At 71.8% G+C, this 21,227-nt stretch carries 22 protein-coding genes and 1 pseudogene; 15 read left to right on the top strand and 8 right to left on the bottom strand.

From position 1 onward, the window contains the following. The 4 genes and pseudogenes from E9934_RS19500 to hemW form a co-directional block, all read left to right on the top strand. Positions 1 to 236 (top strand): annotated as a pseudogene (locus E9934_RS19500) (MOSC domain-containing protein); the annotation flags it as partial. An 88-nt stretch (positions 237 to 324) separates the two neighbouring features. Then, on the top strand, positions 325 to 2,148 hold the full coding sequence (locus E9934_RS03945; RefSeq protein ID WP_162851531.1) for an AMP-dependent synthetase/ligase: 1,824 nt from the start codon (positions 325 to 327) through the stop codon (positions 2,146 to 2,148). 340 nt (positions 2,149 to 2,488) lie between these two features. Beyond that, a complete protein-coding gene (locus E9934_RS03940; protein WP_136561580.1) occupies positions 2,489 to 3,412 on the top strand; it encodes a dioxygenase family protein in 924 nt (307 codons plus the stop codon). Between the two features lie 54 nt (positions 3,413 to 3,466). Further along, the gene (gene hemW / locus E9934_RS03935; RefSeq protein WP_136561579.1) at positions 3,467 to 4,678 is read left to right on the top strand and encodes a radical SAM family heme chaperone HemW; all 1,212 of its coding nucleotides are present in this window, start codon (positions 3,467 to 3,469) and stop codon (positions 4,676 to 4,678) included. 9 nt (positions 4,679 to 4,687) lie between these two features. On the opposite strand, the gene E9934_RS03930 is transcribed toward hemW, so the two are convergent. The 3 genes from E9934_RS03930 to E9934_RS03920 form a co-directional block, all read right to left on the bottom strand. Next, positions 4,688 to 5,533 (bottom strand): DUF3097 domain-containing protein, encoded by an 846-nt coding sequence (locus tag E9934_RS03930; RefSeq protein WP_136561578.1) that lies wholly within the window; start codon positions 5,531 to 5,533, stop codon positions 4,688 to 4,690. A gap of 17 nt (positions 5,534 to 5,550) precedes the next feature. After that, positions 5,551 to 6,396, bottom strand: coding sequence for an MBL fold metallo-hydrolase (locus E9934_RS03925; protein WP_136561577.1), 846 nt, complete (start codon positions 6,394 to 6,396; stop codon positions 5,551 to 5,553). A gap of 93 nt (positions 6,397 to 6,489) precedes the next feature. Further along, positions 6,490 to 7,239: a hypothetical protein gene (locus E9934_RS03920; RefSeq protein ID WP_136561576.1), complete on the bottom strand. Its 750-nt coding sequence runs from the start codon at positions 7,237 to 7,239 to the stop codon at positions 6,490 to 6,492. 169 nt (positions 7,240 to 7,408) lie between these two features. Between E9934_RS03920 and hrcA the strand changes: the two genes are divergently transcribed. Genes hrcA through E9934_RS03905 form a run of 3 tightly spaced genes read left to right on the top strand, consistent with a single transcriptional unit; the run spans position 7,409 to position 10,399 of the window. Then, positions 7,409 to 8,437, top strand: coding sequence for a heat-inducible transcriptional repressor HrcA (gene hrcA, locus E9934_RS03915; protein WP_136561575.1), 1,029 nt, complete (start codon positions 7,409 to 7,411; stop codon positions 8,435 to 8,437). A gap of 28 nt (positions 8,438 to 8,465) precedes the next feature. Next, complete coding sequence (gene dnaJ / locus E9934_RS03910) at positions 8,466 to 9,632, top strand: molecular chaperone DnaJ (RefSeq protein WP_238694748.1); 1,167 nt, start codon at positions 8,466 to 8,468, stop codon at positions 9,630 to 9,632. Between the two features lie 26 nt (positions 9,633 to 9,658). Next, positions 9,659 to 10,399 (top strand): 16S rRNA (uracil(1498)-N(3))-methyltransferase, encoded by a 741-nt coding sequence (locus E9934_RS03905; RefSeq protein ID WP_136561573.1) that lies wholly within the window; start codon positions 9,659 to 9,661, stop codon positions 10,397 to 10,399. A gap of 16 nt (positions 10,400 to 10,415) precedes the next feature. Here the strand turns inward: E9934_RS03905 and E9934_RS03900 are convergent, their stop codons facing one another. From E9934_RS03900 to E9934_RS03885, 4 genes are read right to left on the bottom strand one after another with little or no spacing between them, the layout of a single operon-like run. Further along, positions 10,416 to 11,474, bottom strand: a complete 1,059-nt coding sequence (locus E9934_RS03900; protein ID WP_136561572.1) for a winged helix DNA-binding domain-containing protein — start codon at positions 11,472 to 11,474, stop codon at positions 10,416 to 10,418. Further along, positions 11,471 to 12,397 carry a Gmad2 immunoglobulin-like domain-containing protein gene (locus tag E9934_RS03895; RefSeq protein WP_136561571.1) on the bottom strand — a complete coding sequence of 309 codons (927 nt, stop codon included), beginning with the start codon at positions 12,395 to 12,397 and terminating at the stop codon, positions 11,471 to 11,473. The genes E9934_RS03900 and E9934_RS03895 overlap by 4 nt, the downstream gene beginning before the upstream one ends. 31 nt (positions 12,398 to 12,428) lie before the next feature. After that, entirely contained in the window at positions 12,429 to 13,343 is a 915-nt protein-coding gene (locus tag E9934_RS03890; protein WP_158294917.1) for a GerMN domain-containing protein, read from the bottom strand. Then, positions 13,343 to 13,927, bottom strand: coding sequence for a SigE family RNA polymerase sigma factor (locus tag E9934_RS03885; RefSeq protein ID WP_238694747.1), 585 nt, complete (start codon positions 13,925 to 13,927; stop codon positions 13,343 to 13,345). Before E9934_RS03885 ends, E9934_RS03890 begins: the two co-directional genes overlap by 1 nt. A gap of 67 nt (positions 13,928 to 13,994) precedes the next feature. Here E9934_RS03885 and E9934_RS03880 point away from each other — a divergent pair, with 67 nt between their 5' ends. From E9934_RS03880 to E9934_RS03860, 5 genes are all read left to right on the top strand, one after another. Beyond that, positions 13,995 to 14,342 (top strand): HIT domain-containing protein, encoded by a 348-nt coding sequence (locus E9934_RS03880; protein ID WP_136561568.1) that lies wholly within the window; start codon positions 13,995 to 13,997, stop codon positions 14,340 to 14,342. A gap of 111 nt (positions 14,343 to 14,453) precedes the next feature. Next, positions 14,454 to 15,611 (top strand): excalibur calcium-binding domain-containing protein, encoded by a 1,158-nt coding sequence (locus tag E9934_RS03875; protein WP_202977183.1) that lies wholly within the window; start codon positions 14,454 to 14,456, stop codon positions 15,609 to 15,611. Positions 15,612 to 15,735: 124 nt separating this feature from the next. Then, positions 15,736 to 16,803 carry a PhoH family protein gene (locus E9934_RS03870; RefSeq protein WP_136561566.1) on the top strand — a complete coding sequence of 356 codons (1,068 nt, stop codon included), beginning with the start codon at positions 15,736 to 15,738 and terminating at the stop codon, positions 16,801 to 16,803. Beyond that, a complete protein-coding gene (gene ybeY / locus E9934_RS03865) occupies positions 16,800 to 17,261 on the top strand; it encodes an rRNA maturation RNase YbeY (protein ID WP_136561565.1) in 462 nt (153 codons plus the stop codon). The genes E9934_RS03870 and ybeY overlap by 4 nt, the downstream gene beginning before the upstream one ends. A gap of 4 nt (positions 17,262 to 17,265) precedes the next feature. Next, positions 17,266 to 18,576 carry a hemolysin family protein gene (locus tag E9934_RS03860; protein WP_136561564.1) on the top strand — a complete coding sequence of 437 codons (1,311 nt, stop codon included), beginning with the start codon at positions 17,266 to 17,268 and terminating at the stop codon, positions 18,574 to 18,576. A gap of 37 nt (positions 18,577 to 18,613) precedes the next feature. Here the strand turns inward: E9934_RS03860 and E9934_RS03855 are convergent, their stop codons facing one another. After that, complete coding sequence (locus E9934_RS03855; RefSeq protein ID WP_136561563.1) at positions 18,614 to 18,901, bottom strand: DUF1330 domain-containing protein; 288 nt, start codon at positions 18,899 to 18,901, stop codon at positions 18,614 to 18,616. 45 nt (positions 18,902 to 18,946) lie between these two features. On the opposite strand from E9934_RS03855, the gene E9934_RS03850 reads away from it, so the two are divergent. The 3 genes from E9934_RS03850 to era all read left to right on the top strand — a co-directional run bounded on the left by E9934_RS03850 (position 18,947) and on the right by era (position 21,213). Next, positions 18,947 to 19,300, top strand: a complete 354-nt coding sequence (locus tag E9934_RS03850; RefSeq protein ID WP_136561562.1) for a cytidine/deoxycytidylate deaminase family protein — start codon at positions 18,947 to 18,949, stop codon at positions 19,298 to 19,300. 90 nt (positions 19,301 to 19,390) lie between these two features. Beyond that, positions 19,391 to 20,176 (top strand): siderophore-interacting protein, encoded by a 786-nt coding sequence (locus E9934_RS03845; RefSeq protein ID WP_136561561.1) that lies wholly within the window; start codon positions 19,391 to 19,393, stop codon positions 20,174 to 20,176. After that, entirely contained in the window at positions 20,173 to 21,213 is a 1,041-nt protein-coding gene (gene era, locus E9934_RS03840) for a GTPase Era (protein WP_136561560.1), read from the top strand. Before E9934_RS03845 ends, era begins: the two co-directional genes overlap by 4 nt. The last annotated feature ends 14 nt before the right edge of the window (positions 21,214 to 21,227 follow it).

Below are 21,227 nucleotides of genomic sequence, written 5' to 3'. Positions count from 1 at the left end.
CGGCCTGGGTGAAGAGGTTCGCGCTCGCGGGCCGCCCCGGTCCCTACCTCCGGGTGCTGGGCACGGGGACGATCCGAGCGGGGGACGCCGTCGCGGTCGTCCACCGCCCGGGCCACGGCGTCAGCGTGGCCGACATGTTCACCGCCCTCAACCTCGACCGGAGCCGGCTGCCGGAGCTGCTCGCGATCGACGGATTGGCCCAGAAGGCCCGTGAAACCGTGGAGAAGCACGCCTGACGAGCAGGGGGTGCGCTACCGGAGTCACCAGTCGTGATCTAGGTTACTTCCCAGTTAGGTCGATCTCGGACGAGCATGCAGGAGCGACATGCCCATCAGCCACGACACCAGTTTCCTGGAGCACATGCCCCAGAACTGCGCCATCCAGTTCTGGGACCGCGTCGAGAAGAGCGGGCCCCGCGAGGCCTTCCGCTATCCGGCGGGCGACAGCTGGACCTCCATCACCTGGGCGGAGACCGGTGACCGGGTCCGCAGCCTTGCGGCCGGCCTGCTCTCCCTCGGCCTGGCCCAGGAGGACCGCGTCGGCATCGCGTCGTCCACCCGCTACGAGTGGATCTTCGCCGACCTCGCGATCCTCTGCGCCGGCGGCGCCACGACCACGGTCTATCCGTCGACCGGCGGTGACGACACGGCCTACATCATCAGCGACTCCGGCAGCCGCTTCGTCTTCGCCGAGGACGCCGACCAGCTGACCAAGCTGCGTGACCACAAGGCCGAGCTCCCGGCCGTCGAGAGGGTCATCGTGTTCGACGCCTCGATCGCCGACGGCGACTGGGTGATCTCGCTCGACGACCTGGCCGCGCTCGGTGACGCCCACCTCGCCGCGCACGAGGGCGCCGTCGAGGCGCTGGCCGCGGACATCCAGCCGGACCAGCTCGCCACCCTGATCTACACCTCCGGCACGACCGGCAAGCCCAAGGGCGTCCGGACCCTGCACCGCGGCTGGGTCTTCGAGGGCGAGGCCATCAAGGCGCAGGGCATCCTCCACGACGACGACCTGCAGTTCCTGTGGCTCCCGATGGCCCACTCCTTCGGCAAGGTGCTGCTCTCCACCCAGCTGGCCTGCGGCTTCGCGACCGCCATCGACGGTCGGGTCGACAAGATCGTCGACAACCTGGGCGTCGTGAAGCCCACCTTCATGGGTGCCGCGCCGCGCATCTTCGAGAAGGCCTACGCCCGCATCATCACGATGCAGGCCTCCGAGGGCGGTCTGAAGGAGAAGCTCTTCAACCGGGCCTTCCAGGTCGGCACCCAGGTCGACGAGCTCAAGCGCGCCGGCAAGCCGGTGCCGTTCCTGCTCAACCTGCAGCACGGCCTCTTCGACAAGCTCGTCTTCTCGAAGGTCCGCGACCGCTTCGGTGGCCGGGTCAAGTTCTTCATCTCCGGCTCCGCCGCCCTCAACGCCGAGATCGCCGCCTGGTTCCACGCCGCCGGCATCCTCATCCTCGAGGGCTACGGCATGACCGAGAACTCCGCCGGCGCCACGGTCAACCACCCCGACGCCTACAAGATCGGCACCGTCGGCCTGCCCTTCCCCGGCACCGAGGTCCGCATCGGCGACGGCGGCGAGGTCCAGCTCAAGGGTCCGCACGTCATGGCCGGCTACCACAACCGCGAGGAAGCGACCGCCGAGGCGTTCACCGCCGACGGCTGGCTGCGCACCGGCGACAAGGGCGAGCTCGACGACGAGGGCTACCTCAAGATCACCGGCCGGATCAAGGAGCTCTTCAAGACCTCCGGCGGCAAGTACATCGCCCCGCCCGCGATCGAGGCCAAGTTCAAGGCGATCTGCCCGCTGGTCAGCCAGTTCATGGTCTTCGGGGCCGAGCGCAACTTCGTCTCCGCGCTGATCACCCTCGACCCCGACGCCATCGCCGGGTGGGCCGCCGAGAACGGCAAGGCCGGTCTGACCTACACCGAGCTCGTCAACGACGACGCCGTCAAGGCGATGGTCGGTGGCTACGTCGACGAGCTCAACACCCAGCTCAATCGCTGGGAGACCATCAAGAAGTGGCGCCTGCTCGACCACGACCTGACCATCGAGTCCGGTGAGCTCACGCCCTCGCTGAAGGTGAAGCGCAACGTGGTGGAGTCCAACAACCAACAACTTCTGGATTCCTTCTACGCCTGAGTCGCCCGAGGCGCCTCTTCGACTGGGTCGGAGGGGCGCCTCCGGCGTTTTCCGGTGGGTGGGGCGCTTGCGGCGCCTCCCGCTTGGAGTGCGCGGGGCGCCTGCGGCGCCTCCCGGGACGAACCCCCGGCGGCGCAGAGCGGGGTCCCCGCCCTCGGCCACCGCGCTTCCTGCCGGCTCCTGCTTCCAGCCGAGGGCACCCCGGTGCGGCGCCGGGGGTCGTCCCGTCCGGCGTCGCAGGCGCCCCGCGCGGTCGGTCCGGACGACACCGCAGGCGCCCCACGCGGACCCGACAGGTGGCGCACAGTCAGCCCACAGGCTCGCCGGCTTCACTGGTGGCATGACGACGAGCCACGGACACGACCACGACGAGCACCGCGAGGGGCTGGCGCACGACCTGCCGGTCCTGCAGGACAAGGGGATGGTCGCGCGCCGGTGGGGACGGCGCGGGCTGCTCGGGATCGGAGCCGGCCTGGGCGTCGCGTTGGTCGCCGGCTGCGGTGACGACACCAGCACCACCGGCAGCTCAGGTACGACGACCGATGCCGGCCAGTCCGGGCAGCCGGGCCAGGGCGGCGTGGGCGGGCCGCCGTCCGGCGGCGGGGGGATGGAGACCTCGCAGGACGGGCTGGACGACGGCGACATCCCGGAGGAGACCGGCGGGCCCTATCCGGCCGACGGCACCAACGGGGTCAACATCCTGACCGCGTCGGGCATCGTCCGCAGCGACATCACCCGCAGCTTCGGCGACGCCTCCGGTGTCGCCGAGGGCGTGCCGCTCACCATCAGGCTCAAGGTCTACGACAACAACGCCGACGGGATGACGCCCTACGAGGGTGCGGCGATCTATCTGTGGAGCTGCGACCGCGAGGGGCGCTACTCGCTCTACTCCTCGGGCGTGGAGAACGAGAACTACCTGCGCGGCGTCCAGGTCGCCGACGCCGACGGAGCCCTGGAGTTCACCAGCATCTTCCCGGCCTGCTACTCCGGCCGCTGGCCGCACCTGCACTTCGAGGTCTACGGCTCGGTCGACGACGCGACCCGCGCGAGCAACAAGCTGCGCACCTCGCAGATCGCCTTCCCGGAGGACGTCTGCCAGACCGTCTACGACGGCGCGGACGGCTACGAGTCGTCGCAGAGCAACCTCAGTCAGGTCAGCCTCGACAGCGACGGCATCTTCTCCGACGGCCACTCGCTGCAGATGGGCAAGCTGACCGGCTCGGTCGACGACGGCTACGTCCTCACCCTCAACGTCCCGGTCTGATCCGGGTCCGACCGCGTCTGACGTCCTCCGAGGACCGCCTGAGAGGATGGGCGGATGCCGTCCGCGTTGCCCGAGGGGGATCCCGTCCCCGCCGACGGCGGCCTGCCGGCCGCGGCGCTCGCCGAGGTGGGCCGCCGCGACCTCGGCTTCTACGTGCACGTCCCGTTCTGTCGGGTCCGCTGCGGCTACTGCGACTTCAACACCTACACCGCCGAGGAGCTCGGCGGCGGTGTCTCGCGCTCGTCCTACGCCGACCAGGCGATCGGCGAGGTGGAGCTGGCCCGGCGCGTGCTGGGCGGCCAGGCGCCCCAGGTGCGGACCGTCTTCTTCGGCGGCGGTACGCCGACCCTGCTCCCCGCCGCGGACCTGGGCCGTCTCCTCGGGGCGATCCAGCAGCGCTTCGGTCTCGCGCCCGATGCCGAGGTGACGACCGAGGCCAACCCGGACTCGGTCGACCTCGCCTACCTCGAGCAGCTGCGCGAGGCGGGCTTCACCCGGCTCTCCTTCGGCATGCAGTCGGCCGTGCCGCACGTGCTCGCGGTGCTCGACCGCACGCACGACCCCGACCGGGTCCCGGTGGTGGTCGACGCAGCCCGCCGGGCCGGGTTCGAGCAGATCAGCCTCGACCTGATCTACGGGACGCCGGGGGAGAGCGCGGCCGACTGGGCGCAGACCCTCGACGCGGCACTGTCCTGCGAGCCCGACCACGTGTCGGCGTACTCCCTGATCGTGGAGGACGGCACGGCGCTGGCCCGGCGGGTGCGGCGCGGCGAGCTGCCGATGCCCGACGAGGACGACCTCGCCGACAAGTACGTCCAGGCCGACGAGCGGCTGCGCGCGGCCGGGCTGGGCTGGTACGAGGTGTCGAACTGGACGCGCGACGACGCCGCGCGATGTGCCCACAACCTCGCCTATTGGCGCGGCGCGGACTGGTGGGGGATCGGGCCCGGTGCCCACTCGCACGTCGGCGGCGTGCGGTGGTGGAACGTCAAGCATCCGAAGGCCTACGCCGAGCGGCTGGCGAGCGGTGCCAGCCCCGGTCACGGGCGGGAGCTCCTCGACGCCGAGACGCGGCGGGTCGAGCGCGTGCTGCTGGAGATCCGGCTGGCCGAGGGTCTGCCGCTGGACGTCCTCGACGAGCACGGCCGCGCGGCGCTGCCGCGGGTGCTGGCGGACGGCCTGCTGCGCGAGGACGAGGATCGGCTGGTGCTGACCGACCGTGGTCGTCTCCTCGCCGACGCCGTGGTCCGGGACCTGCTGGCCTGACCTGGCGGGTCAGTCGACGGTCACGAAGTCGATGAGCTCCTCGACCCGCCCGAGCAGCTCGGGCTCGAGGTCGGCGAACGACGAGACCCGCGACAGGATCTGCTGCCAGGCGCGGGCGATGTCGGCCTGATCGCGGTGCGGCCAGCCGAGGTGCTGGCACACGCCCTTCTTCCACTCGATGGAGCGGGGGATCGTCGGCCACTCGCGCAGCCCGATCCGGTCGGGCTTCACGGCCTGCCAGACGTCGACGAACGGGTGGCCGACGATGCGCACGTGCTGGCCCTGTGGACTGCGGGCGATCGCGTCGGCGATGCGCGACTCCTTCGACCCGCGGACCAGGTGGTCGACGAGGACGCCGACCTTCCGCTCCGGCCCGGGCTTGAAGGAGACGAGGTGGTCGGCGAGGTCGTCGACTCCGCCGAGGTACTCGACGACCACGCCCTCGATCCGCAGGTCGTCGCCCCAGACCTTCTCGACCAGCTCGGCGTCGTGCCGGCCCTCGACGAAGATCCGACTGGCGCGGGCGACCCGGGCCTTCGCGTCGTGGACGGCGACCGAGCCGCTGGCCGTGCGTGTCGGTGCCTTCGGCGCAGCGGCGCGGACGGGAGCGGTCAGGATGACCGGCTTGCCCTCGAGCAGGAAGCCGGGGCCGAGCGGAAAGGTGCGGCGCTTGTTGCGCCGGTCCTCGAGCGTCAGCGTGTGCAGGTCACGGTCGACGGCGACGATCTCGCCACACCAGTCGGTCGTGACCTCCTCGACGACCAGACCCAGGTCGGCCGGCGCCTCGACGGCGCGCCCGCGCTTGGGCACCTTCCAGTCCCCGGAGAGTACGTCGGTCCCATAGCGATCCACGATGGATCACCGTAGTTCGGCTAGGCCAGCGGAAGCTGTCGGCGCGCCCGTGGGAGCTGCGAATAGGCCCGCCGGACGGCGTTCTCGAGACCCTCGATCGGGAAGGGCCACTCGGCCGAGGCGAGGGCCTGGTCCTCCGGCACGCCCTGGGAGGCGAGCTCCCGGAGCGTCTCCGCGACGGCCCGCAGCTCGTCGCACTGCTCCTCCACGAAGCGCCGGTCGACGACGGCACCGTGGCCCGGCACGACGAGGGAGGACGGGGTCAGCAGGCCGAGGACCAGGTCGAGGGTCTGCGGCCACTCCAGCGGGTACGAGTCGGCGCCGATCGCCGGGGGAGCCGACTCCTCGATGAGGTCGCCGGCGATGAGGACATCGACATCGCCGACCCGGGCGACCAGGTCGCCGCCGGTGTGGCCGCGGCCGGGGTGGACCAGCTCGACCTGGCGGTCACCCAGGTCGATGACCGCGGTGCTCGAGAAGGTGCGGTCGGCCGGCCGGATCGTCGTTGCGACGACCTCGCTGGCCCGCGGGTCGTCGGAGGTGCGGTAGGCCTCCTGGATCCGCTCGCCCGCCGTGATCGTCCGCGCGGCGGCCTCGTCGGTCGCGTGGATCGGGAGGTCGTCGTACGCGGCGAGGAGGGTGGCGTTGCCGAAGGTGTGGTCGAAGTGCTCGTGCGTGTTGACGATCGCGACCGGTGCACCGCGGTCGAGCCGGCGCAGCTCGTCGATCACCTCGCGTGCGGCCGTGGCGGAGGCGTGGGTGTCGACGACGACGAGCCCGCGCTCACCGCCCACGACGCTGACGTTGAGGTCGAACCACTCGTGGCGCAGCACCCAGACACGGTCGGCGATCTCGGTGAAGGGCACGCGGACACCCTACGAGAACGCTCGCGCGAGAAACCTCCGCATCTCGACCGAGAAACCCTCGCACTTCGTGCGAGAGACCACCACACTTCGTGATCAGCAGAGGCCGGAGTGCAGCTCGGTGCGCAGGAGCTCGCCGAGCTCGTGGCTGGTCGCGGCGGTGCGGGGGAAGGTGAGCGTGGCCTGGTGAGCGCCGGTGAGGTCGACCCACTGCAGCACGACGTGCTCGGGGGAGAGGTCGGCGAGGTGGACGCCGACGATGTTGCCGAGACGGGTGTCGGTCCGGGTGGCGATCGCGCGGCGCAGCTCGTCCTGGTGGCAGGAGTTGGCGTGCTCGACGGAACGCTGCAACAGGCCACGGTTGAGGTCGTGCTCGGAGGAGGTGAAGGCCGCCAGCGGCACGCGGACGCGGGTCTCCTCGGGGGCGGTCGCCGGCGCGCTGGTGCGCGTCAGGACGGCGAAGTCGAGGGCCATCGCGACGCGCAGGCGGACCTCGTCGCAGCACGGACAGGCCTCCGGGCCCAGCACCTCCAGGCGGCCGGAGAGGGTCAACGTGGCGTCGCGGTCGATCGAGTCGGCGCGCCCGAGGCCGCTGTCCAGGCTCAGCAGGGCGCCACGCCGCTCAGCGGCTGCCATGGCCAGCGCCGAGTTGGTGGGACAGGTGAAGACCGGCCGCCCGGAGTGGTCCTGCATCTCCAGCGGATCGCCACCGGCGGCGCCGGCGAGATCGTCGATGCCGTCGACGACGAGCTGCACCTCGGCGGGGCAGGACAGGATGCTGCGGGCGGCCGCGGCGAGACGGTGGACGTCGGTGCGTCCGGTGTCGAGGCCAGGGTCGAGTGTCACGCGATCTCCTCCGAGTGGCTTAGGTGAGCCTAACCATATCTGATGGTACGTCGTCTGGGAACCCGTGTCCGCGGTCGCGGGGAATCGCCCGACCCGGCGGTAGGCTTGGCACTCGTCGTGGCGGAGTGCCAGGACGGACCCGAGGACAGCTCGACCTGAGGAGGTGGCGGTGCAGGAGGAGCGCAGGCTCGCCGTGCTGCGAGCCATCGTCGAGGACTACGTGTCCACCGAGGAGCCCGTCGGCTCCAAGGCCCTGGTCGAGCGGCACCAGCTGGGCGTCTCGCCCGCCACGATCCGCAACGACATGGCGGCGCTGGAGGAGGAGGGCTACCTCACCCAGCCCCACACCAGCGCAGGTCGGGTGCCCACCGACAAGGGCTATCGCCTCTTCGTCGACCGGCTCTCCACCGTCAAGCCGATGAGTGCGGCCGAGCGACGCGCCATCTCGGGCTTCCTCGACGGAGCCGTCGACCTCGACGACGTCGTCAACCGCTCCGTGCGGCTCCTGGCGCAGCTGACCCGACAGGTCGCCGTCGTGCAGTACCCCACCCTGTCGCGGTCGACGGTGCGCCACATCGAGCTCGTCGCCCTCGCCCCGACCCGCCTGCTGGTCGTGCTGATCCTCAGCACCGGCCGCGTCGAGCAGCGGCTGGCCGAGCTCGACGGTGCGCTGGCCGACGACGAGCTCGGGGCGCTGCGCTCCCGGGTCAATCTCGCCGCCACCGGTGAGGTCATCGCCGACGCCGTCGCCGCCCTGCAGGCGCTCGTGCGGCCGGCGGAGGCGGGCGCGCCCGCCCCCTCCCGTGCGACCTCGGCCGTCGTCGACGTCCTCGTCGAGGCGATGAGCGACCACCGCTCCGACGAGCGGGTCGCGGTGGGCGGCGCTGCCAACCTGGCCCGCTACGGCGACAGCTTCGACACCTCCGTGCGGCCGCTGCTGGAGGCCATCGAGGAGCAGGTCGTGCTGCTGCGCCTGCTCGGCGAGGCCACCACGGGCGGTGCCGTCACCGTGCGGATCGGCGCGGAGGGTCCCTATCAGGAGTTGTCGGCCACCAGTGTCGTGGCGACCGGCTACGGCCCCGACGATGCGCTGGCCGCGCTGGGCATCGTCGGTCCCACCCGCATGGACTACCCCGGGACGATGGCGGCGGTGCGCGCAGTGGCGCGCTACGTGTCGCGCGTCCTCGACGAGAGCTGAGAGCCGAGAACAACGAAGTGAGCATCAAGTGACCCAGGACCTCTACGAGCTGCTGGGTGTCGCCCGCGACGCGGATGGCGACACCATCAAGAAGGCCTACCGCAAGCTCGCCCGCCAGTTGCACCCCGACGTCAACCCCGACCCGGAGAGCCAGGAGCGGTTCAAGCACGTGTCCGCCGCCTACGAGGTCCTCTCGGACCCGCAGAAGCGGGCGTCGTACGACCGTGGGGGTGACCCCTTCGGCGGTGGATTCGGCGGCCAGGGCGCCGGCTTCTCCTTCAGCGACATCATGGACGCCTTCTTCGGTGGCAACGCCGGAGGGGGCGGCGGCGGGGGACGGGGGCCGCGCTCCCGCGTGCGCCGCGGCCAGGACGCGCTCATCCGGATCGAGGTCGAGCTCGCCGAGGCGGCCTTCGGCGTCGCGCGCGAGCTCAAGGTCGACACGGCCGTCCACTGCTCCAGCTGCGCCGGCAGCGGCGCCGCGCCCGGCTCGGAGCCGGTGACCTGCGAGACCTGCCACGGTCACGGCGAGGTCGCCCACGTGCAGCGCTCGTTCCTCGGGGAGATCCGCACGCTGCGGCCCTGTGCAGCGTGTCGCGGCTTCGGCACGGTCATCCCCGACCCCTGCCGCGAGTGCGCGGGCGATGGCCGGGTGCGCTCGCGTCGCACGCTCACGGTGAAGATCCCGGCGGGCGTCGACACCGGCACCCGCGTCCAGCTGACCGAGCAGGGCGAGGTCGGCCCCGGCGGCGGGCCCGCCGGCGACCTCTATGTCGAGATCCACGTCGCCGCGCACCCGACCTTCGAGCGCCACGGCAACGACCTGCACTGCACGGTCACCGTACCGATGACGGCGGCCGCCCTCGGCACGACGCTGACCCTGCCCACCCTCGAGGCCGACCTCGACGAGGGTGCGGGCTCCGGGCTCGAGACCGGCTTCGAGCTGGCGATCCCGGCCGGCACCCAGACCGGCCACGAGGTGGCGCTGCGCGGACGCGGCGTGCCCGGCCTGCGGGGCGGTCGCGGCGACCTGATCGTGACCGTCGCCGTCGAGACCCCGACCCGGCTCGACGCCCGCCAGGAGGAGCTGCTGCGCGAGCTGGCCGCTCTGCGGGGCGAGGAGCAGCCCATGGGTGAGGTGCGGGCCGCGCACCGCTCGATGTTCGGCCGTCTGCGCGACGCCTTCACCCACTGACCCGGTCTGAGTTCGACGGCCCCGCGATGACCCTCCCGCAGCACCTGGTGCCCTCGCTCGCCGACGCCGCCCCGGGCGGACGGGTGCAGGTGGAGGGTGACGAGGCCCACCACGCCGTCGTCGTACGACGCCTGCGGGTGGGGGAGCGCCTGCAGCTCACCGACGGTGTCGGCCGGGTGGCACTCGGCACCGTCGAGGAGACCGCCAAGCGCGCCTTCACCGTCGTGGTGGAGGAGATCCGCGAGGTCGCCGAGCCGAGGCCCCGCGTCACGGTCGTGCAGGCCCTGCCGAAGGGCGACCGGGGCGAGCTGGCCGTCGAGGTGCTGACCGAGGTCGGCGTGGCCACGATCGTCCCCTGGGCTGCCGAGCGCAGCGTCGCCGTGTGGCGGGGCGAGCGGGCGGCCAAGTCTCTTGCGAAGTGGCAGGCCACGGCTCGCGAGGCCGCGAAGCAGGCGCGCCGTGCGTGGCACCCGCAGGTGCCGCCGATGGCGACCACGGACGACGTCCTCGCCCTGATCGCCGGCGCCGACGTCGCGATCGTCCTGCACGAGGAGGCCGTCGAGCCGATCGGCGCGCTGGCCCTGCCCGACGACGGCGACCTCTTGGTGGTCGTGGGCCCCGAGGGTGGGCTCACCGAGGCCGAGGTGGCCGCGTTCGTCGGGGCCGGTGCGGTGTCGGTGCGTCTCGGCACGGAGGTGCTGCGGACCTCGACTGCGGGCGTCGCTGCGGTCTCCGCACTGCTGTCGCGGACCGGGCGCTGGTCCTGAAGCCTGCGGATCCGGGTCAGCGGGCGAGCAGTGCCTCGACCCGGGCCACCTCGTCGTCGAGATCGCTGCGCTCGGAGCGGGTGAGCGGTCGCAGCAGCTCGATGTCGCTGACCCGGCCGTCGACAAGGCGATAGAGCCCCTCGAGCCAGCCGTCGACGAAGATCGTCATCATCCACGAGCCGTTGACGCCCATCCACGCCTTGCGCCGCTCGGGCGTGGTCACGCGGTCGCGCCCGGCGTGGGAGAGCCAGAGGTTGTCGTAGTTGCCGAGCAGCCGGACCGGCGCCGGCTGCTCCCCGTCGGCGAGAGGAGCGTCAGCGAGGTCCCACAGCGGCCTGCCGTCCTCGTCCTCGTGGCGCACCAGATCGTCCATCGCCTTCACGACCGGTCCGAGCCGGGTGATGCCCGACCAGGCCGTCACGTCGGCCGCGGTTGCCGGCCCGAAGGCACGCAGGTAGCGCCGGATGACCTCCGGCACGTCCGGCGGGGTGAGCGGCGCGCCGGTCCAGCGCTCCACGAAGTCGTAGGACACCGACGTCGATCCCTCGGGCTTCCAGCATCCGCGCGGCGGAAGCTGGGCGAGCACCTCCGTGACCCGGGCGACCTGGCCGAGCTGGGCGGCGGTGTGGGCGGGGAAGCGCTCGGCCAGGGCCGCCGCGAGCTCGCGTTGGGGCAGCGGTCCGTCCGCGAGGACCTCGCGCACGGCTGCAGCGAAGGCGTCCCGGTCCACCTCGCGCGCCTCGCCGATGGTCTGGCTGGCCCGCAGCTCCCGCTCACGGACCGGACTCGCCCAGACCGGAAGCGTGCGCGCGTCCTCGGGGACGTGCAGGTGCACCGTGTCGCGCAGGCTCAGCACCCGCACCAGCGACCGGTCCTCGATCGCCCCGCTCACCGCCCACGGGTCGACATCGGTGAGACGCGCCGCGAGCGAGAGGTACGGCGGCAGCGGCTCCTGCGCCTGCAGACCCACGAGGTGGCCGATCATCTCCTCGGGCCTCAGTGTGGCGCGCTCCAGCAGGTGCTGGCGCAACAGCAGCGTCCGGTTGAGCCGGCGGCGGCTGAGGATCGACGTCACTCGACCGTGATCCGCTTGGAGTCCTCGGTCGGGCCACCGCCCTCGCCGGCCGACGGGTCGTCCGTCGCGGCGATGAAGGTGTAGGAGCCCGGCGCGAGGCTGCTCACGTCGACCTCGGTCTCCCACGGATAGAGCTTCTCCAGCCAGCCGTCCGCGGTGGAGAAGCCGGTGAGCACGACCTCGCCGGTGCTGTCCTCGATCCGCCACGGCACCGTCGCCTCGAAGGAGCTGGCGCGCCCGTTGGCGGTGAACGTGCCGCCGACCGTCGTGCCCTCCGCGGGCTCGGTCACGTTGACCAGGGCCAGCACGTCGAGCTCCGGCTTCGCCGTCAGGCCGGCGCTCGCGTCGACCCCGAGCAGTGTCGGCGCCGGCTGGCCGTCGTACTCCACGCGGAGGGGGAGACGCTTGCCGATCGTGCCCTGCAGCGAGTAGACGAGCTGCTGGACGGCGAGCTCGGCGAGCTCCGCGTCGAGGTCGTCCGCCTCGAGCCAGCTGGCCTCGGGGACCTCGACGACGATGGCGTCGCTCGTCTCCACGACGGAGACGAAGCGGCCGCGGGGCCACGGGGTGCGGTAGTCGGGGTCGACCGGGTCGCCTGCCGTGACGGCCGCGGCGGAGGCGACGAGCGGGTCGATGCCGCTGGCCTGGCTGAACTCCCGGAAGAGCGCATCGCCCTGCGGGGTGTCGCCGACGTAGTAGACCGGCACGACGCTGACCTCGATGTCCGTGGGCGTGCCCGCCGGCTCGCTCGGCGTCGGCGGGGCGGCGTCGGTCGGCTCCTCGGCGGAGTCCGTGCTGTCCGAGCTGACGTCGTCGGTTGCGGGATCGTCGTCGCCGCAGGCGGCGGCGAGGCCGAGGACCAGCGCAGCGCCCGCGAGGGCCGCGGCAGTGCGACGAAGCCCGTGGTTGAGGGGGTGGCTCATGGGGGCGATCCTTTCGTGGTCGGCTGGCGGGTCAACGGACGGTGACGGTCCGCGTGTCGGTGTGGATGCTGTCGACCCCGTACTGCACCGTCACGGCGAGCTCGTAGTCGCCGTCGGCGAGGTCGGCGATGTCGGTCGTCACCTCCCACGTGCCGTTGTCGATCGGTGCGCTGCCCGAGCGCACGACCGCGTCGCCGTCGGCCCGCAGTTGCCAGGCGACGTCCGGCAGGTCGCGAGCGTCCGGGCCGACGATGCCGCGCAGTGTGAGCAGGTCGTCGACCTCGTGGCCCTCGACGGGGTCGGTGATGTTGACCGCCGCCAGCAGCGACGGGTCGCGGGGCACCTCCTGATCGGCTGCGCCCGGAGCGGCGAAGGTGACGGGCGTGGTGACTGCGAACGCGGCCTGCACGGTCAAGACCACCTGCTGCAGCGCGACGGCCGAAGCCGTGGGCCGGGCGCTGTCGAGCGTCACCACGATCCGGTCATCGGTGAGCGAGACGTCGACGAAAGAACCGTCGGACCACACCGTCCCGTAGTCGGGGTCCAGCGGCCCGGCGTCGACCTCGAGCAGCCGCAGCGCCTCGAGCGCGAGCACCGCCGGCTCGTCGCTCGGCGCCACGGCGTGGAACTCGCGGAAGAGGCGCTGGCCGTCGACGAACGTGTCGTCGATGAAGTACGCCGCCACGGCTGCCTGCCGCGGGTTCGGAGCCGCCGGCTCCGGACCCGGCTCATCGCCACCGCCGAGCTGGCCGGCGAGCGCCGCGAAGCCGACGACGGCCGCCGTGGCGGTCCCGGCGCCGACGAGCACGAGCGGCCAGTGCCGGCGGGAGCGGTTCCGTGCCGCCGTACGGCGCCGGATCTCGCCGAGGCGGTCGGCGGGGTCGATGTCGTCGACCGCGCCGTGGAGCAGCGCCCGCAGGTCGTCGTCGTGCTGGTCGGGGGACATCACGACCCCTCCTCGAGGCGATGAGCGGCCAACAGTGGCCGGAGGGCGGCGGAGCCGCGCGAGGCGTGGGCCTTGACCGAGCCACGGCTGATGCCGAGGGCGTCGGCGATCTCGGCCTCGGAGAGGTCGAGGTAGTAGCGCAGGGCGAGCACCTCGCGTTGGCGCCGAGGCAGCTGCGCAAGGGCGTCGAGCACCTGGCGACGACGGTCGTCGGCGAGCACCGGCGCGTCGGCGGGTGCCGCGAGGTCGACCTGGTGCTGGCGGGCCAGATAGCGCTGCACGACGCCACGGTGCCGCAGCGCGGATCGGGAGCGGTTGACGACCGCACGACGCAGGTAGGCCGGTGCGGCGGCGGGATCGGCGATCCGCTCCCAGCGGCGGTGCAGCTCGACGAAGACGTCCTGGACGATCTCCTCGGCGAGCCCGCTGTCGCGCACGAGCAGCACGGACAGGCGGACCAGGGGGTCCCAGTGCTCGACGTAGAGGAACTCCACCGCCTCGTCGGGGCTCACCGCCGACCACCCCGCAACGGCCCGGGGCGTGGCCGGGAGCACCGAGCTGCCGAGCACTGCATGGATGGTCACGTTAGTCAGACGCACGAGGGCCGCGGGTGGTTGACGCCCGCGTGGCGCGATCTGGGAGGGTGGCGGGGTGAGCGCCGATCCCGACTGCCTGTTCTGCAAGATCATCGCCGGCGAGATCCCGGGCGACTTCGTCCACCGCGGCGAGCGGACCGTCGCGTTCCGCGACATCAACCCGCAGGCCCCGGTCCACATCCTCGTCGTCCCGCGGGGCCATCAGCCCAACGCGGCCGCGACGGCTGCCGACGACGCTGCGGCGTTCGCCGACATCGCCGCCACGGCCAGGGCCGTCGCCGCCGCCGAGGGGTACGACGACTACCGCCTGGTCTTCAACACCGGCGCGGGCGCGGGGCAGACCGTCTTCCACACCCACGGTCACGTGCTGGCCGGGCGGTCGATGGACGAGCACCTCGCCTGAGCCGGGATCCAGGCCGAGCAGCGGAGCCGGCAATCGAAGAGTTCGCCGGACAAGTGTGACGCACGTGACATAGCCTCCGGGGATTCGTGCCCCCCGCCTTGGAGGATTCCCTTGTTTCGCCGCACTGCCTTCGGACTTCTTGCCGTCCTGCTCGCCGGCATCACCTGTGTCGTCACGGGTTCAGCGGCCGTTGCTGCCGACCGCGATTGCGGAGACTTCAGCAGTCAGCGAGCGGCGCAGATCTTCTTCCTGAACAACGGGGGTCCTCAGTCCGACCCCCATCGTCTGGACAGCGACGGCGACGGCGTGGTGTGCGAGTCGAACCCGGGGCCCTACTACTACGGGACGTCCCTGCCCGACGCGCCGACCCCGCAGCCCCAGGTCGCCGTCGTCCGTTCGGCGGTCAGCCTCACGGTTAGCCCTACGACCCGGATCGCCGGTGAGTCGTTCAAGATCGCGGTGTCGGTGCGCCCCGCCATCAGCCGGAGGGTCGTGATCGAGCGCAAGGTTGACGGACGCTGGAGGTCCTTCGCGTCAAGGACGACGGCGACCAGCGGCAGGACCACAGCGACCTTCAGGGCGCCGGGCGTTGCCACGGCCTACCGAGCCGTCGTGAAAGCGGTCACGAAGGGCAACAGGAAGTACTCCGGCGCCAGCAGCCAGGCGAGGTCGCTCCGGATCCAGCGCCAGCAGGTCGTCCTCAGCTTCGCGAACTACACGGTTGAGGCAGGCGAGCAGGCTCGTGCGCTGGTCACCATGACGCCGATCCGGTCCGGCCGGCCGGTGGCCCTGCGGACGTGGTCCGAGGGCTCCTGGACGACCGTGGCCACCAGTGTCCTGAACAGTTACGGGCGTGCGCGCTTCTCCCTGCCCGCCGAACTCGGCGACACCTCCTACCGCGCGGTCGTGCTGGCCCACCGCGGAGCCGCCGCCGCGCAGTCGTCGACCCGCACTGTGACCGGCGTCGATCTCACCGCCCCGCCGGTGCCGACCGGGCTGAGCGCTGCGCCCGGCGATGGCACGGTCCAGCTCACGTGGATCCCGGTCCTGTCGGCAGACCTCTCCCACTACCAAGTGTTGATGCGGACCGCGGACTCGGGCTGGACGATCGCCGCCACCACCAACTCGAGCAGTGTCCAGGTCTCCGCCCCGAACGGCGTGCCCCACTGGTTCACCGTCGCCAGTGTCGATCACGACGGCAACGTGTCCGCGATGGCCGCCCAGGTGACGGCGACGCCCCTGCCCGCCGTGGCGTTCGCCGCGGGCTGATCACCCGCGCGGTCCGGCGCCGCCCGCCTCGGTATCGAACTATCGGGAGGCGGCCGCGCGGGGCCCGGGCGTACGATGGAGGGGTTTCGTCCGCACGTAGGAAGGCCGCCCGTCCCGGGCATCGATGACCGAGAGCAACCCCTCGACCCCCGTCCCCCCCCGCCACACCGTGGTCGTGCCGACCAGCATCGACATGGTCACCCTCTTCGGGCCTGGCGACGAGCACCTCGGTGTCATCGAGCGTCGGCTCGGTGTCGAGGTCCACGTCCGCGGCAACCGGGTCACGCTCAGCGGCGAGTCACACGAGCTGGAGCTCGCGGAGAAGCTGATCAACGAGCTGATCGCCATCCTGCGCACCGGCCAGGGCATCACCGCCGAGGTGGTCGAGCGCGTCGAGGCCATGCTCCGCGCGGAGACCGCGACGTCCGAGCGGCCGGCTGACGTCCTCTCGCACAACATCCTCAGCAACCGCGGTCGCTCGATCCGTCCCAAGACGCTCAACCAGAAGCGCTACGTCGAGACCATCGACGCACACACGATCACCTTCGGCATCGGCCCGGCCGGCACGGGCAAGACCTACCTGGCGATGGCGAAGGCCGTGCAGGCGCTGCAGGCCAAGCAGGTCACCCGGATCATTCTCTCCCGCCCTGCGGTGGAGGCGGGCGAGCGGCTGGGCTATCTGCCCGGCACGCTCAGCGAGAAGATCGACCCCTACCTGCGCCCGCTGTACGACGCGATGCACGACATGCTCGACCCCGAGACCATCCCGAAGCTGATGGCCGCCGGCACGATCGAGGTCGCCCCGCTCGCCTATCTCCGCGGCCGCTCGCTCAACGACTCCTTCATCGTCCTCGACGAGGCGCAGAACACCACGCCCGAGCAGATGAAGATGTTCCTGACCCGGCTGGGATTCGGTTCCAAGATCGTGGTGACCGGGGACGTGACCCAGGTCGACCTGCCGTCGGGCACGTCCTCCGGCCTCCGGATCGTGGAGGGCATCCTCGACGGGGTCGAGGACCTCGCGTTCGTGCGCCTCACCAGCCAGGACGTCGTGCGCCACAAGCTGGTTGCCCGGATCGTCGCGGCCTACGACGACTTCGACGCCCAGCAGGAGGTGCGCCGCGACGTGCGCCAGGAACGGCGGCTGGGGGCCAAGGCCACCCGGCCCCGGAAGGAGGAGGACGCGGAGTGAGCATCGAGATCCTCGACGAGTCCGGCAGCGGCCTCGACGTCAAGCACTTCTCCCGTCTCGCCCGGTTCGTGATGGACCGGATGCGGGTCCACCCGCAGGCCGAGCTCTGCATCAAGGCTGTCGACGAGGACACCATCGCCGAGCTCAACGAGAAGTGGATGGAGAAGGAGGGCCCGACCGACGTGCTCGCCTTCCCGATGGACGAGCTGCGGCCCGGCCTCGTCAACGAGGAGCCCGAGGAGGGTGTGCTCGGCGACCTGGTGCTCTGCCCGACCGTCGCGGAGCGCCAGGGTGAGGCGGCCGGCCACGGCACGCTCGCCGAGCTCGAGCTGCTGACCACCCACGGCATCCTGCACCTGCTCGGCTACGACCACGCCGAGCCCGAGGAGCACAAGGTGATGTTCGGGCTGCAGGACCAGCTGCTCGCGCAGTGGCGCGATCAGCCGCGGGACTCGTGACCCGATGATCGCCGACAGTCTCTGGCCGCTCGTCGCGGCCTCCGTCCTCGTCGTCCTCGCGGGCCTCTTCGCCGCCGCGGACGCGGCCCTCGCCGGCTTCTCCCGGGCCCGCGCCCAGGAGATGGCGCAGGAGGGTCGCGGGGGAGCGGCGCGCCTTCTCGCCGTACTCGAGGACGCGCCGCGCCACCTCAACACCGCGCTCCTGCTGCAGCTGCTCTGCGAGATCGCGGCGGTCGTCGTGGTGACGCTGCACATCGACGAGCGGGTCGACGAGGCCTGGTGGGTGCGGGCCCTCATCGCGATCGGGACGATGCTGGTGGTCACCTTCGTGGTCATCGGCGTCGCGCCCCGCACCGTCGGACGTCAGCACGACGACACCGTCGCCATCTGGTCGGCCTGGCCACTGTCGGTCCTGACCGCGGTCCTCGGCCCGATCCCGCGGCTGCTGATCCTCGTCGGCAACGCGATCACCCCGGGCCGCGGCTTCCGTGAGGGACCGTTCCAGACGGAGACCGAGCTGCGCGAGCTCGTCGACATCGCCGAGGCCAGCGAACTCATCGAGGCCGACGAGCGCAAGATGATCCACTCGGTCTTCGAGTTCGGCGACACCACCGTGCGCGAGGTGATGGTCCCGCGCGGCGACGTCGTGTGGATCGAGGCCCACAAGAACCTGCGCCAGACCATGTCGCTCTTCCTGCGCTCCGGCTTCTCCCGCGTGCCCGTCATCGGCGAGAACCTCGACGACGTGCGCGGCATCGTCTATCTCAAGGACGTGGTGCGGCGTGACTTCGAGGCTCCCGACGTCGAGCTGACGCAGCGGGTCGAGGAGATCATGCGCCCGGTGCACTGGGTGCCGGAGTCCAAGCCCGTCGACGACCTGCTGCGCGAGATGCAGGCCAACCGGCAGCACGTCGCCGTGGTCGTCGATGAATACGGCGGCACCGCGGGCCTCATCACGATCGAGGACCTGCTGGAGGAGATCGTCGGCGAGATCACCGACGAGTACGACGCCGCGGCGGTCGAGGTCGAGCAGCTGGCCGCGGGCAACGGGGGTGGCGCGGAGCTGGTCCGGGTCTCCTCTCGCTATCCGGTCGACGACCTCGACGAGATCTTCGGGTTCGAGATCGAGGAGGAGGACGTCGACTCGGTCGGTGGCCTGCTCGCCAAGCATCTGGGCAAGGTCCCGATCCCGGGCTCGGTCGTCGAGGCGCACGGCCTGCGCTTCGAGGCGGAGCAGGCCGAGGGCCGGCGCAACCGGATCGGCACCGTCCTGATCTCGCGGGTTGCGGTCCCCGAACCCGCGGCGGCGGACTGAGTCCCGAGCCGAGTCCACGCCGAGTCCGGGCCGACGCTCAGGCGCCGGGGACGATCCGCAGGTCGCGGACGGCGCCGCCGTCGAGCGCGGCCAGCGCCTCGGTGTAGGCGGCGGAGTCGTGCGCGGCGATCGCGGCCTCGACGCTCTCGAACTCGATGAGCACCGAGCGCTGCTCGAGCCCGGCCTCATAGACCTTCGCCGGCATGCCGCGGGCGAGGAACGTGCCGCCGGCGTCCATGAGCGCAGGGCCGGCCAGCGCGGCGTAGGCCGCCAGCTTCTGCTCGTCGCTGATCTCGCGGTAGGTGCTGATCCAGTAGGCAGGCATGGAGGCATCCTGCCCGACGCGATGCCCGGCTGAGAGAATCACCCCATGACCGACCTCTCCGCCCTCTCCAGCGAGGACAAGAAGCTCGTCACCCTCGCCCGCGCCACGCGCGCGCGCATCCAGGCCGCGGAGGGCGCCGCGGTCCGCGACACCGACGGGCGCACCTATGCCGCCGCGACGGTCGACCTGCCGTCCCTGCAGCTCACGGCCGTCCAGGCGGTCGTGGCGATGGCGCTCGCCTCGGGCTCCAGCGGTGTCGACGCCTGTGTCGTGCTGGGGGATGGGAGTGAGCTGGCGGCGCCCGACGGCGCCGTACTGACGGACTTCCGGGGGGCCGACGGCGTGACGGTCCACCTCGGTGATGCCCGCGGCACCATCGCCCTCACCACGGTGATCTGACCACGCCGCCCCCGCAGATCGCCGGCCCGCGGCGGCCTGCGCCCGGTCCACGACTTCGGAGCCTGGCCGACCGCCCACTAACCTGCTGCGGTGAGCACCCGCGCCCAGCAGTACGACGCCCGCGTCACCGCGCGCACCGAGCTCACGCCGCACCTGGTCCGCCTGGTCCTCGAGGCGCCCGACTTCGTGTCCACGGGGATCGCCGACGAATGGGTCGGTCTCGTCGTCCCCGGGCAGTTCCAGAGCCGCTACTACACCGTGCGCTCGATCGACGACGCCCGGATCGAGGTGGACGTCGTGGTCCACGACGTCGGGCTCGTCACCGAGTGGGCGAAGGACGACCCGGTCGGCCAGCGGGTGACGCTCACGGAGCCCAAGGGATCCTTCCTCCCGCCGCCGGACGCCGGCTGGCTGCTGCTCGTCGGCGACCTGACCGCCCTGCCCGCCATGGCGCGGATCGGGCGCGAGCACGCTGCACGGCTCCCGGTCCGGATCCACGCGGAGGTGCCGGCCGACTCCCGTATCACCGACTACTTCGCCGACGGCGTCGAGGTCGCCTGGTTGCCCGGCGACGGTCCCAGCCGGCTGGCCGAGGCCGTCCGGGCCATCGACTTCCCTGACGGCCCGGGATACTTCTGGATGGCGGGGGAGTCCGCGCAGATGCGGGCGATCCGCAAGCACCTGATGCGCGAGCGCGGGCTGCCGAGCACCCACTACGACGTGATGGGCTACTGGCGCTCCGTGGCGCAGCGCCAACCCCGGGCAGTGGATCCGGGACCGATCTGGCGCGCGGGCAAGGCTGCCGGCAAGTCCGACGAGGAGATCTGGGCCGACTACGACGCGGCACAACAGGGAGCACAGGGAGCACAGCAGTGAGCGGACGCGACTTCGACCACGAGGGTGACGACTTCGACGACGAGCTCGACGAGGACTTCGACGAGGACCTCGGGGCGCTCCCACCGCCGGCCGCACCGGTCTTCGCGACCGGCGAGGTCCCCGACGGCTACCGCAGCGGCTTCGCCTGCTTCGTCGGTCGTCCCAACGTCGGCAAGTCCACGCTCACGAACGCGGTCGTCGGGCAGAAGATCGTCATCACCTCCGACAAGCCGCAGACCACCCGCACCGTCGTCCGCGGCATCGTGCACCGTGAGGACGGCCAGCTCGTGCTGGTCGACACCCCGGGCCTGCACCGGCCCCGGACGCTGCTGGGCGAGCGCCTCAACGACCTCGTCAAGACCACCTGGGCCGAGGTCGACGTGGTCGCCGTCTGCTTCCCCGCCGACGAGAAGATCGGCCCGGGCGACACCTTCCTCGTCAACGAGCTGGCAAAGGTCCGCCGGACGACCAAGATCGCCGTGGTCACCAAGACCGACCTCGCCACCCCGGAGCGGATCGCCGAGCACCTGCTCGACATCACCGCGCTGGGCGCCGCCACGGGCACCGAGTGGGCCGAGATCGTCCCGGTGTCGTCGGTCGCCGGCGACCAGATCGACCTGCTCGGCAGCCTCCTCGTCGGCCTGATGCCGGAGGGTCCGCCGCTCTATCCCGACGGTGACCTCACCGACGCCCCCGAGGAGATCCTCGCCGCCGAGCTGATCCGCGAGGCCGCCCTCGATGGTGTGCGCGACGAGCTGCCGCACTCCATCGCCGTCGTCGTGGAGGAGATGGGCCTGCGCGAGGACCGGCCCGAGGACAAGCCGCTGCTCGACATCCACGCCAACCTCTACGTCGAGCGCGACTCGCAGAAGGGCATCGTCATCGGCAAGAAGGGCGCCCGGTTGCGGCAGGTCGGCACCGTGGCCCGCCAGCAGATCGAGGCCCTCCTCGGCACGCCGGTCTACCTCGACCTGCACGTCAAGGTCGCCAAGGACTGGCAGCGTGACCCGCGCCAGCTGCGCAAGCTGGGGTTCTGAACGACCGAGAAGCC

Origin of the sequence: Nocardioides caeni, assembly GCF_004912195.1 — a bacterium.
GTDB lineage: Bacteria > Actinomycetota > Actinomycetes > Propionibacteriales > Nocardioidaceae > Nocardioides > Nocardioides caeni.
The sequence above is the reverse complement of the archived record's forward strand: the minus strand, read 5'-3'. Positions and strand labels throughout refer to the sequence as shown.